Raw genomic sequence first — 15,230 nt, forward strand, 5'->3', positions numbered from 1 at the left:
ATGGTTCGGGGGCTCCTAGGTAACGGGCAGTCGAGAGACTGTCCGATTCGAGCGGTTCATCCAATGAAGGTCAAGCGTCCAGTTCGTGTAGTCGGTAGAGCGATGCCCAGACCGTGACGGTCCGATGCCGTCCGCGCTCGGCGCGGAAAGCATTGTGTCCCACAGTGTTCGGGTAGCGGGAACTCGGCCGGGTGACCGGTGTCGGCCCGCCGAGGTTGATCAGCGAGGGGATAGCCATGGAATCCGTCAGTAATTCACGGCCGCGCGGTCTGACATCGATTCAGAAAGAGCTCTGGTTAGCACACGAGCTGTCCGATGTCCCGAACAACTGCGTCGTGTATATCGATATTCGCGCGGAGCTCGAACATGACCGCTTCCTCGACGCGGTGCGCCGGGTGTACGCCGAATCCGAGGCGCTGACAGTCAATTTCGTGCGCGGCGCCGACTGTCCGGTGCAGGTCGCGCGGGACATCCGGGAGTGGGAGCCGGTGCATCACGACTACACCGCCCGCACCGATCCGAAAGCCGCCGCGTTCGAATACATGTCCGCGGAGCGGGAACTCGGGTTCGACCTGGCCGCGGATTCCCTGCTCCGGGTGGCGCTGCTCGAAATCGGCGCCGGGCACTATTTGCTGGCGCTGTGTTTCCACCACATCATTATGGACGGTGTCGGCGTGGTCACCTGGGCGCAGCGCGTCCTGGACGTCTACGACGCCGCGGTCGACGGCACGCCCGTCGCCCCCGCCGATTTCGTGAGCGTCGAGGACATTCTCGACAGCGACCGCCGCTATCGCGCCGGTCAGCAGGCGATCGACCGGGAGTACTGGCGCCGGCAGATCCCGGTGGGCACCGAGCCGCTGCGCCTGTCCGGCAGCGCCGGCCCGGACGCGCGGCCCGGGCGGGCCGGTTGCTCGCGCGGTCTGTCCGGCACCGAGCTGCGCGAGTTGCTGGCCGCGGCGGAGACGCTCGGCGTCCGGTTGCCGTATCTGCTGCTCGCCGTCGCGGCCGCCGCCGTCCAGCGCTACGCCGCACGGGACGAATTCTGCCTCCAGATGCCGGTTTCCAACCAGCACGCCATCGCCCGGCACACGCCCTGTCAACTCTCGGACACGGTTCCGCTGCCGGTGAAATCCAGCCGGAACACCTCCCTCGGCGAGCTCGCGGACCGCCTGCGCGGCAGCGTCGTGAGCGCCAAGGACCATCTGCGCTACGGCATGTCGAATATCCGGCGCGATCTGCAGCGCGCCACGGCCGACGCCTTCGGGCCGGTGGTCAACGTCATGTCGTTCTTCGGCGCGCTGCGGATGACGCACGGCGCGGCCGACGTGCAACTGTTCTCGGCGGGCAGCAGCGGCGACCTGTCGATCGTGTTCTATTACGAGCGGCACGCCGAACGCGGCGGCTACCTGCGCATCGAGGGCGACGCGCGGCTCTACACCGACGAGGACCTGCACGGCTATCTCGAGTCGGTCGCGTGCTACCTGCGGCAGGCCGTGGCCGAGCCCGCCGCGCCGATCGGCGCGGTCGACATCCTGGGCGCCGAACGCGCCCGGGTGCTGGAGGCGTGGAACGACACGGCGGCGCCGGTCGAGGCGGGGGCCACGCTGCTTGGCCTGTTCGAACGCAGCGTCGCCGACCGGCCGGACGCGGTCGCGGTGGTGTGCGGCGATACCCGGCTGACCTACCGTGAGTTGGACCAGCGGGCCGAAGCGGTTGCGCACGGGCTGATTTCGCGCGGTGTCGGGCCGGAGAGCGTGGTGGCGGTGGCGCTGCCGCGTTCGGCGGAGCTGATCGTCGCGATCGTGGCGGTGGTGAAGGCGGGCGGCGGCTACCTGCCGCTCGATCCGGGATATCCGCCCGAGCGCCTGGCCTTCGTGCTCGCGGACGCGACCCCGGTCGCGATCCTGACCGACGCGGCGACCTCGGCCACGCTGCCGGACAGCGCCGCGCCGCACCTCCTGCTTGAGGCGGCCGCCGCAGCCGGGGGCGGCCCGGCGACGCGACCGGAGCCGGGCAATCTCGCCTATCTGATCTACACCTCCGGTTCGACCGGAACGCCCAAGGGCGTCGTCGTCACCCATCGCGACATCGCGTCGCTGTTCCTGGGCACCGCCGGACTGTGGGAGTTCGGCGCGGACGACGTCTGGGCGTGGTGCCATTCCCCGGCGTTCGACTTCTCGGTCTGGGAGATCTGGGGCGCGCTGCTGCACGGCGGCCGGGTCGTCGTCGTGCCGTGGGACGTGGTGCGCACCCCGGCCGCCCTGTGGCGCCTGATCCGCGAGACGGGGGTGACGGTCCTGAACCAGACGCCGTCCGCCTTCCACGCGCTGACCGACGCGCGCGCCGCGAGCGGAGCCCCGGATTCGGCGCTGCGCCTGGTGATCTTCGGCGGCGAGGCGTTGCACCCGGCCGATCTGCGCGACTGGTACGGCGACGGCCCGGCGCTGGTGAACATGTACGGCATCACCGAGACCACCGTGCACGTGACGAAGCTGGAACTGGTTGCGGCCCATGGTGATCGCGGTGGCAGTCCGATCGGCACGCCGCTGCCGAACATGCGCGTCTTCGTGCTGGATTCGTGGTTGTCGCCGGTGCCGGTGGGCACGGCCGGGGAGCTGTATGTGGCCGGTGCGCAACTGGCCCGGGGCTATCACGGGCGCGCGGCGCTGACGGCGGCGCGTTTCGTCGCCGACCCCTTCGATCCGGCCGGCGGCCGGCTGTACCGCACCGGAGACGTGGTGCGCTGGACCGCGGCCGGTGTGCTGGAGTTCATCGGCCGGGCCGACGATCAGGTCAAGGTGCGCGGCTTCCGGGTCGAGCCCGGCGAGGTCGAGACCGTGCTTGCCCGCCACCCGGCGGTCTCGCGGGCGGTGGTGATCGCGCGGGACACCGGCGGCGGCAAGCAGTTGATCGGTTACGTGGTCGCCGACGAGGCCACCGCGAGCGGGGAGATCCGCCGTTTCGCGGCCGAGCGCCTGCCGGAGTTCATGGTGCCCACCGCGGTCGTGGTGCTCGACGCGCTGCCGCTGACCGCGAACGGCAAACTCGACCGGGCGGCGCTGCCGCTGCCCGCGCTCACGGCGGCGGCGCGCTACCGCGCCCCGCGCGACGATCGCGAGCAGGCCCTGGCCCGGCTCTTCGGCGAGGTGCTCGCCCGCGATCGGGTCGGCGCCGACGACAGCTTCTTCGAGCTGGGCGGCCACTCGCTCTCGGCCACGCACCTGATCAGCCGGATCCGGGCGGTGCTGGGCGTCGAGGTCCCGATCCGGACGGTGTTCGACGCGCCGACGGTCGCGCAATTGGCGACTCGGCTGGACGCCGATGTCTCGGTCCGCCCGCGGCTTTCGCCCCGGCCGCGGCCGGAGGTGGTGCCGTTGTCGTTCGCGCAGCGGCGGCTGTGGTTCATCCACCGGCTCGAGGGGCCCTCGGCCACCTACAACGTCCCGCTGACGGCGCGGCTGACCGGAGCGTTCGACGCGGCCGCGTTCGCGGCGGCGCTGCGCGACGTGGTGGGCCGGCACGAATGTCTGCGCACGGTGTATCTGGAGACCGAGGGCGTGCCCGCCCAGCGGGTGCTCGCCGCCGAGGCCGCCGAGGTGCCGGTGCGCGTCGCCGACGTCGAGCCGGTCGCCCTGGACGCGGCGGTCGCGGAGGCGGCGGGCTACCGGTTCGACCTGTCCGCCGAGCCGCCGATCCGCGCGAGCGTGCTGCGCGCGGGCGAGACCGACTGGACGCTGGTGCTGCTGATCCACCACATCGCGGCGGACGGCTGGTCGGTGACCACCCTGCTGCGGGACCTGTCGGAGGCGTACACGGCGCGCTCGGCGGGCCGGGCGCCGCAGTGGCGGCCGCTGCCCGTGCAGTATGTCGACTACGCGCTGTGGCAGCGGGACATGCTGGGGGCCGCTAGCGACCCGGCCAGCATGCTGGCGCGGCAGTTCGATTACTGGCGTGCCGAGTTGGACGGTCTGCCCGAGCAGTTGCGTTTGCCCACCGATCGGCCGCGGCCGCGGGTGGCGAGTTATCGCGGTGACCTGGTCTTGTTCGAGATCGACGCCGAGACGCGTGGCGCGGTGGAGCGGCTGGCGGGGAGCCAGGGCGCGACGGTGTCGATGGTGCTGCAGTCCGCGTTGGCGGTGTTGTTGTTCAAACTCGGTGCGGGGGAGGATATTCCGATCGGTGCGCCGATCGCGGGCCGGACCGATGACGCGCTGACCGATCTGGTGGGTTTCTTCGTCAACACCTGGGTGCTGCGCACGGCCGTCACGCCGGAGGCGTCGTACACCGAAATCCTCGCGCAGGTCCGGGCCAAGGCGCTCGCGGCCTACGAGAACCAGGACGCCCCCTTCGATCTGCTGGTCGAAATGCTCAATCCGGTCCGCTCGGCGGCGCATCAGCCCTTGTTCCAGGTGCTGCTGACCCTGCAGAACGATCCGCTGCCCACCCTCGAACTGCCCGGCGTCACAGTCGATCCCCGGCCGCCCGCCGCCACCACTTCCCGATTCGACCTGACCTTCAACCTCGGCGAGGCCGCCGGCGGCCGGACGGCGAGCACCGGGTGGGAGGGGTTCATCGAGTACGCCACCGACCTGTTCGACCGGTCCACGATCACCGCCACCGCCGCCCGGCTGGTGCGGATCCTGCGGGAGATCACCGCCGCGCCGGACACTCTCGTGGGTTCGATCGACGTGCTCGACGACGTCGAACGCGAACTGGTGCTGCGCCGGTGGAACGACACCGCCGGCCGGGCCGGCCGCTACGGCACCGTGGTCGAGATGTTCCGGGCTCAGGCCCAGGCGGCCCCGGACGCGACGGCGGTCGTGTGGTCCGAGCGGGAGCTGTCCTATCGGCAGCTCGACGCGCGGTCCGATCGACTTGCGCGCGTGCTGATCTCGCGTGGCGTGGGTCCCGAGGTCGTCGTGGCGGTCGCCCTGCCGCGCTCACCCGGCCTGATCGTGGCCCTGCTGGCGGTGCTGAAGGCGGGTGGCGCGTATCTGCCGATCGATCCCGCCTACCCCTCGCAACGACTGGCCTTCGTGCTGGCCGATGCCGCCCCGGCGCTGGTCCTGACCGATCGTGCGACGGAACCGATGTTGCCCGCCGCCGCCCCGCGTGTGTATCTCGACGAACTCGACGACGAGGTGGACGCGTCGAGCCCGGAAGTCCGCGTGCGCGCCGAGAATTCGGCCTACCTGATCTACACCTCCGGCTCGACCGGCGTGCCCAAGGGCGTGCTGGTGACCCACCGCAACCTGGGCAGCCTTGCCACACAGGCGTTTTCGGTCGGCGCGGGCCAGCGGGTGCTGGTGCACTCCTCGGTGGCCTTCGACGCCTCCACCTACGAGATCTGGCCCGCGCTGGTCAGCGGCGGCGCCGTCGTCGTGGCGAGCGCGCAGCGTTCGGACCCCGCCGAGCTCGCCGCCCTCATCGCGCGCTGGTCGGTGACGAAGATGTTCGGCACGCCCGCTCTGCTCTCGGCGCTGCTGGACGAGGCGGAAACCCTGCCCGCCACCGGGTTCCGCAGCGTGGAGCAGGTGATAGCCGGCGGTGCGGAACTCGCGCCGGGCTTGGTCGCGCGACTGCGGCAACGCATGGGTGCGATCCGCGTGCTCAACGGGTACGGACCCACCGAGACCACGGTCTTCGCGACCAGCTTCGCCGCGGCCGCCGACCACACGACCTCGGTGCCGATCGGGGCGCCGCTCGCGGATGTGCGGGCGTTCGTGCTGGACGCGCGACTCGGGCCCACGCCGATCGGCGTGGCGGGCGAACTGTATGTGGCCGGAGCCCAGCTGACGCGCGGCTATCACGGCAAAGCCGGACTCACCGCGGCGCGGTTCGTCGCCGACCCCTTCGCCCCGGACGGCGGCCGCCTCTATCGCACCGGTGACGTGGTGCGCTGGACCGCCGCCGGTGTGCTGGAGTTCGTCGGCCGCGGCGACGACCAGGTGAAGATCCGGGGCTTCCGGGTCGAGCCGGGCGAGGTGGAAAACGCACTGGCCCAGCATCCTTCGGTCTCGCAGGCGTTCGTGCTGGCGCGCGAGAGCGCCACCGGCGGCAAACAGCTGATCGGCTACGTGGTCGGTCCGGTGGAATCCGGCGAGCAGGTGCGCCGGTTCGCGGCCGGCCGGCTGCCGGAGTTCATGGTCCCGGCAGCGGTGCTGGTCCTGCCGTCGATGCCGCTGACCACGAACGGCAAGGTGGACCGGGCGGCGCTGCCGGCGCCGGATCTGACGTCCACCGCGGACTATCGCGCGCCCAGCGGCGCGCACGAACGCGTGCTGGCCGAGTTGTTCGGCGAGATCCTGAAACGGGAGCGGGTCGGCGTCGACGACAGCTTCTTCGAACTGGGCGGGCACTCGCTGCTGGCCACCCGGCTGGCCAGCCGGATCCGGGCGGTGCTCGGCGTCGAGGTCCCGATTCGCACGGTCTTCGACGCGCCGACGGTCGCCCAGCTGGCGACGCGGCTCGACCGCGCGGTCCAGGTGCGCCCGGCGCTGACGGCCCGGCCGCGGCCCGAGGTGGTGCCGCTGTCGTTCGCGCAGCGGCGGCTGTGGTTCATCCATCGCATGGAAGGCCCCTCGGCCACCTACAACATGGCTCTGGCGGTGGGGTTGCGCGGTGCGGACCGCGCGGCCCTGCGCGCCGCGATCGGTGACGTGGTCGCCCGGCACGAGAGCCTGCGCACGGTGTTTCCCGAGGTGGCGGGCGTGCCGTCGCAGCGGGTACTGGCCGCCGACGGCGTCGAGGCGCCGTTCCTCGAGCTCGCCGCCGACAGCGCCACGCCCGGCGAGCTGGACGCGGCGGTGGCCGAGGCGGCCCGGTACGGCTTCGATCTCGCCACCGAGATCCCGCTGCGCGCCACCGTCCTGCGGCGCGGCCCGGACGAGTGCGTTCTGGTGCTGCTGATCCATCACATCGCGGGCGACGGCTGGTCGCTGACGCCGCTGCTGCGGGACCTCTCGCTCGCCTACGCGGCCCGGCTGACCGGCCGCGCGCCGGACTGGTCGCCGCTGCCGGTGCAGTACGTCGACTACACGCTGTGGCAGCGCGAATTCCTCGGCGACGCCGCCGATCCCGGCAGCGTGCTGGCGCGTCAGTTCGAGTACTGGCGCGGCGAACTCGACGGCCTGCCCGAACAGGTGCGCCTGCCGCGAGACCGGCCGCGCCCCCGCGTGGCGAGTTATCGCGGGGACATGGTCCACTTCGAGATCGATGCCGAGACCAGGCTCGCCGTGCAGCGGCTCGCCGCGCGCGAGGGCGCGACCGTGTCGATGGTATTGCAATCGGCGCTGGCGGTGCTGCTGTTCAAACTCGGTGCGGGAGAGGATATCCCGATCGGCGCGCCGATCGCGGGCCGGACCGATGACGCGCTGGCGGATCTGGTCGGGTTCTTCGTCAACACCTGGGTCCTGCGCGCGAACGTGCGCCCGGCGGCCGGTTTCGCCGAGCTGCTCGGCCGGGTCCGGACCAAGGCGCTGGCCGGGTACGAGAATCAGGACGTTCCGTTCGAGCTGCTGGTCGAACTGCTGAATCCGGCGCGTTCGGCGGCGCATCATCCGCTGTTCCAGGTCACCCTGGCCTTCCAGAACAACACCCTGCCGGATCTGCGTCTGGCCGGCGTCGAACTGGCGGCGCGCAGCGCGCCGACCGGCACCGCGCGTTTCGACCTGTTCTTCAATGTCGCCGACGCCCCGGCGGGCACCGGGTGGCAGGCGTTCGTCGAGTACGCCACGGAGTTGTTCGACCGTTCCACCGTCGAGGCCATGGCGGCGCGCTGGGTGCGCCTGCTGCGGCGGCTGGTGGCCGAGCCGGGCATCCCGGTCGGGTCCATCGAGGTGCTCGATGCCGGGGAACGGCACCGGATCGTGCGCGACTGGAACGACACCGCCGTGTCCGTCCCCGGCGGCACCCTGGTCGATCTGGTGCGCGCGCGGATCGACCGGACACCCGAGGCGGTCGCGCTGCTGTGCGGGGAAACCGAACTGACCTACCGCGAACTCGGGGCGCGCGCCGCCCGGCTCGCGCGGGCGCTGGTCGAGCAGGGCGTGCGGGCCGACAGCGTGGTCGCGGTCGCCCTGCCGCGCTCGGCCGACCTCGTCGTCGCGCTGCTGGGCGTGCTCGAGGCGGGCGGGGCGTACCTGCCGCTGGACCCGGCCTACCCACCGGATCGGCTGGCCTTCGTGCTGGCCGACGCCGAGCCGGTGGTGCTGCTCACCGACGCGGACACCGCGGATCTGCTGCCGGACAACGGAATACCGCGGTGGGATGTGGGTTGCGTCGGCGACGGAGGCGGTCCGGTCCGCCCGGCCGCCCCACAGAATCTGGCGTACGTGATCTACACGTCAGGTTCCACCGGCGTGCCGAAGGGCGTCGGCATCACTCACTCCAATCTCGTGAACCTGGTGACCCAGGCGTGGCAGGCGCGGCCCGGTGATCGGGTGCTGGTGCACTCGTCGGTGGCCTTCGACGCCTCGACCTACGAGATCTGGCCCGCGCTGTGCGGGGGCGCGACCCTGGTGGTCGCGGCCGAGCGGCGTTCGGACCCGGCCGAGATCACGACCCTGATCCAGGACCGGACGGTGACGAAGCTGTTCGCCACGCCGCCGCTGCTGGCGGCCCTGATCGATTACGCGGAGTGCTTGCCCGGCAACCCGTTCCAGAGTATTCGGCAGATCAACACCGGAGCCGACACGCTCGATACGGGCCTGGTGCGAGCGCTGGAGCGCACGGTCGGCGAGGTGCGGATCGAGAACCTGTACGGACCGACCGAGGCCACGGTCGACGTCACCAGCTACCCGGTCGCCGCGGCGGGCGAAAGCCGCGACACGACCGTGCCGATCGGCGCGCCGGTCGCCAATACCCGGGTATACGTGCTGGATTCGTGGCTCGCGCCGGTTCCGGCCGGGGTGGCGGGCGAACTGTACGTCGCGGGTGCGCAATTGGCGCGCGGGTACCACGGCAGGGCGGGCCTGACGGCCGCCCGATTCGTGGCCGACCCGTTCGATCCGGCGGGCGGCCGGTTGTACCGCACCGGTGACGTCGTGCGCTGGCGCGCGGACGGGCAGCTGGAATTCGCCGGCCGCAGCGACGACCAGGTGAAGATCCGGGGCTTCCGGGTCGAGCCCGGGGAGATCGAAAACGTTCTCGCCCAGCATCCTTCGGTCGCGCGCGCGGTCGTGGTCGCCCGCGACGCCGCAGCCGGCAAGCAGCTGGCGGCCTATATCGTCGCCGACCGGTCCGGACCGGCTGTGGGCGCGTCCGAGCTGGTCGGCCAGTGGCAGCGGGTCTACGACGACCTGTATTCCGCCGCCGACCCGCACGCCCAGGCGCCGACGGCGGAGTTGGGCGCGGGTTTCGACGGCTGGAACAGCAGCTACACCGGCGAGCCGATTCCCCTGGAGCAGATGCGGGAGTGGCGGTCCACGACCGCCGAGCGCATCCGGGAACTGCGGCCGGCGCGGGTGCTGGAGATCGGCGTCGGCTCGGGTCTGCTGCTGTCGCAGCTCGCTCCGGACTGCGCGGAATACTGGGCCACCGACTTCTCCGCCGCCACCATCGCCACGCTGGGCCGCCAGCTCGCGGAACTCGACGCCGCCCTCGCCGACCGGGTGCACCTGCGCGCCCAGGCCGCCGACGACGTGACCGGCTTGCCCGCAGGCCATTTCGACACCGTCGTCGTGAATTCCGTCGTGCAGTACTTCCCCGGTGCGGGCTACCTGCGGACCGTGCTCGAGCGCGTCGCGGAACTGCTGGCTCCGGGTGGCGCGGTGTTCGTCGGCGATGTTCGTAATTACGCGTTGCTGACCGAGTTCGCGACGGCGGTGCAGGTGCGCCGGCACGGTGGTGCGGATCCGGTGGCGGTGCGGGATCGGGTGCGCCGCGATATCGCGGCCGAGCAGGAGTTGCTGCTGGCTCCGGAGTTCTTCACCGGCATAGGTGGTTTCGACGCGATCGACGTGCGGCTCAAGCGCGGGTACGCGATGAACGAGCTGACCCGCTATCGGTACGACGTCGTGCTGCGCAAGGCTCCCGCGGATCCGTTCTCGTGCACCGGGATACCGAGCGTGCCTTTCGGCGGCCCGGAGGCGCTGCGGTCACTGCTGGCGAGCGAGCGGACCGCCGGCATCCGGGTGGTCGGTGTCCCGCACCACGGCCTAACCGCCGAAATCGCAGTGACACAGCGGATTCGGGACGGCCGAGCAGGCGACGACGCCGGTGTCGGCTTCGAGGGCGTGCTCGACGGCGCGCACGACGGTCTGGTGCCCGAGGACCTGCACCGCCTCGGCGCGCGGGCCGGGTACACGACGGCGGTCACCTGGTCGGCCGAGCCGGGGCAGATGGACGTGCTCTTCCTCGATCCGGCCACGGTGCGCGGCCGTCCGCTGACCGGCACCTACCGGCCCGCCGCGCCGGCGTCCGGGAGCCACGCCAACGATCCGCGCGCCGGCCTGCTGGCCGCCGAGGTGCGCCGCTGGGCGAGCGAGCGCCTGCCGGAGTTCATGGTGCCCAGCTCGGTCCAGGTGCTCGAGGCGCTGCCGCTGACCGCGGGCGGCAAACTCGACCGCCACGCCCTGCCGGATCCGGAGTTCGTCGCGGCGGGGGAGTACCGCGCCCCGGCCGACGACCGGGAACGCGTATTGGCCGAGCTGTTCGCCGAGATCCTGGGCCTGGAGCGGGTCGGCACGACCGACGACTTCTTCGCCCTGGGCGGCCACTCGCTGCTGGCGACCCGCCTCACCAGCCGGATCCGGGCGGTGCTGGGTGCGGAGGTCCCGATCCGCACGGTGTTCGACGCCCCGACCGTGGCCGAGCTGGCGACCCGGCTCGATCCGGGCGGGCACGTGCGCCCGGCGCTCACCCGCCGCCCGCGTCCCGAGCGGGTGCCGTTGTCGTTCGCGCAGCGGCGGCTGTGGTTCATCCATCGTCTCGAAGGTCCCTCGGCCACCTACAACATGCCGCTGACGGTCCGGTTGACGGGCGCGTTCGACGCGGCGGCGTTCCGCGCGGCGGTCGGTGACGTGATCGCCCGGCACGAGAGCCTGCGCACGGTCTTCGTCGACACCGAGGGCGTGCCCGCCCAGCGGGTCCTGGCGGCGGCGGACCTGGCCGTACCGGTCACCATCACCGACACCGGCGGTGCGGTCGAGCACGCCGAACGGGCCGCGGCCATGCGCTACGGGTTCGATCTCACCGCCGAGATTCCGATCCGCGCCACCGTTTTCCGCGCGGGCCCGCAGGAGTGCGTGCTGGTGCTGCTGATCCATCACATCGCCGGTGACGGCTGGTCGATGGGCCCGCTGCTGCGGGACCTGTCGCAGGCGTACGCGGCGCGCCTGGCGGGGCGTGCGCCGGACTGGCGGCCGCTGCCGGTGCAGTACGTCGACTACGCGCTGTGGCAGCGCGAGTTCCTCGGCGACGCGCAGGATCCGGGAAGCGTGCTGGCGCGCCAGTTCGAGTACTGGCGCGGCGAACTCGACGGTGTGCCCGATCAGCTGCGCCTGCCCGCCGATCGGCCGCGTCCGAAGGTGGCGAGCTATCGCGGTGACATGGTGCTGTTCGAGATCGACCCCGAGGTGCGCGCGGGCGTGGAGCGGCTGGCGGCGGGCCAGGGTGCGACCGTATCCATGGTGCTGCAATCCGCGCTGGCGGTGTTGTTGTTCAAACTCGGTGCGGGGGAGGACATTCCGATCGGTGCGCCGATCGCGGGCCGGACCGATGACGCGCTGACCGATCTGGTGGGGTTCTTCGTCAACACCTGGGTGCTGCGCACGGCCGTCGCGCCGGGCGCCTCGTTCGCGGAGATCCTCGCGCAGGTCCGGGCGAAAGCGCTCGCGGCCTACGAGAATCAGGACATCCCGTTCGAGCTGCTGGTGGAGCTGCTCAATCCGGTCCGCTCGGCCGCGCATCATCCGCTGTTCCAGGTGTCGCTGGCGTTCCAGAACAACGCGCTGCCCACCCTCGAGCTCGCGGGCCTGCGGTTCGAGTCCTACAACGCCTCGCTCGCGGCCGCGCGGTTCGATCTGTTCTTCAATGTCGCCGACGCGCCCGCGGGCGCGGCGTGGGGCGGGTTCGTCGAGTACGCGACCGAGCTGTTCGACCAGGGCACGGTCGAGTCGATGACGGCCCGCTTCGTGCAGATCCTGGGCCAGGTGGCCGCGCTCCCGGACGCGCCGGTGGGCTCGATCGACGTGCTCGGCGCCGCGGAACGCGCTCGCGTGCTGCGGGAGTGGAACCAGACCGCGGTGGACCTGCGGGAGACCACCCTGGTCGGAGCCTTCGGCGCGCAGGTCGAGCGAGCGCCGGAGGCGATCGCGGTCGACTGCGGTGACACCGAGCTGACCTACCGGGAGCTGGACGTTCGCGCCGACCGGCTGGCCTCCGCGCTGCGTGCGCGCGGCGTGCGCGCCGACCAGGTCGTCGCCGTCGCGCTCTCGCGCACCGCCGACCTGATCGTGGCGCTGCTGGGCGTGCTGAAGGCGGGCGGCGCGTACCTGCCGATCGACGCGGCCTATCCGGCCGATCGGCTGGCGTTCGTCCTGGCCGACGCCGCGCCCGCGGTCGTGCTCACCGACGCCGCGACCGAGCCGCTGCTGCCCGGCCCGCCGGAACGGTGCCTGCGCGTCGAGGACGCCGCCGCAGTCGACGCCGGTCTGCCGCTCGCGCCGCCGCGACCGGAGCAGCTGGCGTATGTGATCTACACCTCGGGTTCCACCGGGGTGCCCAAAGGCGTTGCCGTCACCCACCACAACGTGGTGAACCTGATCGCCCAGGCCTGGCCGATCGAGGCCGCCGACCGGGTCCTGGTACACACCTCGATCGCCTTCGACGCCTCCACCTACGAGATCTGGCCCACCCTGGCCGGCGGCGCGACGGCGGTGCTGGCGGGCGAGCAGCGCTCGGATCCGGTCGAACTCGCCCGGCTGATCGATACCCGGGCGGTCACCAAGATGTTCGCCACGCCGCCGATGCTGGCCGCGTTGCTCGATCACGACGAGACCCTGCCCGGCGATCCGCTGCGGAGTCTGCGCGCGGTCATCGCCGGCGGCGCCGAGCTGACCGCCGGCGTCGTGCGGCGGCTGCACGCGAAATACCCGCGCGCGCAGGTGATCAACGGGTACGGACCCACCGAGACGACGGCGTGCGTGACCGATCACGACGCCGGTCGCGCCGAGTCGGGCGCGGTGCCGATCGGGGTGCCGCACGCCAATACCCGGGTGTTCGTGCTGGATTCGTGGCTGACGCCGGTCCCGGTCGGCGTGCCCGGAGAACTGTATGTGGCCGGTGCGCAGGTGGCGCGCGGCTACCGCGGGCGGCCGAGCCTGACCGCGGCCCGGTTCGTGGCCGACCCGTTCGATCCGGCGGGCGGGCGGCTCTACCGGACCGGCGATGTCGTGCGCTGGAACGCGGACGGGCAGTTGGAGTTCGCGGGCCGGGCCGACGATCAGGTGAAGATCCGGGGCTTCCGGGTCGAGCCGGGTGAGGTCGAAACCGTGCTGGCGCAGCACCCGGCGGTGTCCCAGGCCGCGGTCGTGGCCCGTGACGCCGAGGCCGGCGGGCCCCAGCTGGTCGGGTACGTGGTGGCGGATCGGTCCGGGCCCGCGCTGGGCGAGGACGAACTCGTGGGCCAGTGGCGCCGGGTCTACGACGACCTGTACGCCGCGAACGCGGCGGCGGCCGACGAGCGCGCGGCCGAACCCGCCGCCGGCTTCGGCTCGGATTTCGGCGGCTGGAACAGCACCTACACCGGGCAGCCGATCCCGCTGGCGCAGATGCGGGAGTGGCGCTCGGCGACCGTCGAGCGGATCCGGGAACTGCGGCCCGCGCGCGTGCTCGAGATCGGCGTGGGTTCGGGCCTGCTGCTCTCCCAGCTCGCCCCCGACTGCGCCGAGTACTGGGCGACCGATCTCTCGGCCGCGACCATCGCCACGCTGGAACGGCAAGTGGCCGAACACGATCCGGCGCTGGCCGAACGGGTCTTCCCGAGTGTCCGGGCCGCGGACGATACCGAGGGTTTGCCCGCGAACTATTTCGACACCATCGTGCTGAACTCCGTGGTCCAGTACTTCCCGGGCGAACGGTATCTGCGGCGCGTGCTGGAGCGGATCCTGCGGCTGCTCGCGCCCGGCGGCGCGATCTTCGTCGGTGACGTCCGCAACCTGGATCTGCTCGAACCATTCGTCACCGCCGTGCAGGCCGCACGCGCGGACGAGGATCCCGCGTCGCTGGCCGACCGCGTACGCCGCGACATCGCGGCGGAACAGGAACTGCTGCTGGCCCCGGACTACTTCCTGGCGGTGGCCCGCGACCTCGGCCTCGGCGGGGTCGATATCGGCCTCAAGCGCGGGTTCGCGGTCAACGAGCTGACCCGGTACCGGTACGACGTCGTGCTGCGTCCGCGGCCCGCGCCGACCTCGGTGGCGCAGGTGCCGAAAGCGGCGTTCTGCGACCATGATTCACTGCGCGCGCTGCTGCGCGACGGCCATCGCGACGGCCTGCGGGTCACCGGGATTCCGCACGCCGGACTGTCCGGCTCCGCCGCGGCCGACTTCGAGGGCGTCCTCGCCGACGTCGCGGATCGGCCCGACGGTGGGCTGCTGCCGGAGGATCTGCACGCGCTGGGCCGCGACCTCGGGTACACGACGGCGGTGACCTGGTCGGCGGAGGCGGGGCGCATGGACGCGGTCTTCCTGCGGTCCGGCGACGGGCCGCGGGAGGCGCTGACCGATGTCTACCTGCCGGCGGTCGCGGTGGGCGATCCCGCCGCCTACGCCAACAATCCCCAGGACACTCTGCTGCCCACCGAGGTGCGGGGTTTCGCGGCCGACCGCCTGCCCGATTTCATGGTGCCCACGGTGGTGATGGTGATCGACGCGATGCCGCTGACCACCAACGGCAAGCTCGACCGCCGGGCGCTGCCGGAGCCGGAGTGGCTCTCGGCCAACCGGTACCGGGCGCCGCAGACCGAGCGGGAGCGGGCCCTGGCCGGGCTGTTCGCCGAGATCCTCGGCGTCGGCCGGGTCGGCCTGGACGACAGTTTCTTCGCCCTGGGCGGGCATTCGCTGCTGGCCACCCGGCTGACCAGCCGGATCCGGGCGGTGCTCGGCGTCGAGGTGCCGATCCGGGTGATGTTCGAGGCGGCCACGGTCGCCGAGCTGGACGCGCGGTGGTCGCAGCTGGCGCCGTCCCGCCGCCCGGCGCTGCGCAGGATGAATCGAGAGGTGAGCTAG

General features: G+C 72.1%; 1 protein-coding gene. It reads left to right on the forward strand.

The features are described from left to right. The first annotated feature begins 236 nt into the window (after positions 1-236). Positions 237-15,230, forward strand: coding sequence for an amino acid adenylation domain-containing protein (locus AB0I43_RS02630; protein ID WP_357431094.1), 14,994 nt, complete (start codon positions 237-239; stop codon positions 15,228-15,230).

The sequence above is a fragment of the Nocardia sp. NPDC050435 genome (genome assembly GCF_040655395.1).
In the GTDB taxonomy this organism is placed as follows: Bacteria; Actinomycetota; Actinomycetes; order Mycobacteriales; family Mycobacteriaceae; genus Nocardia.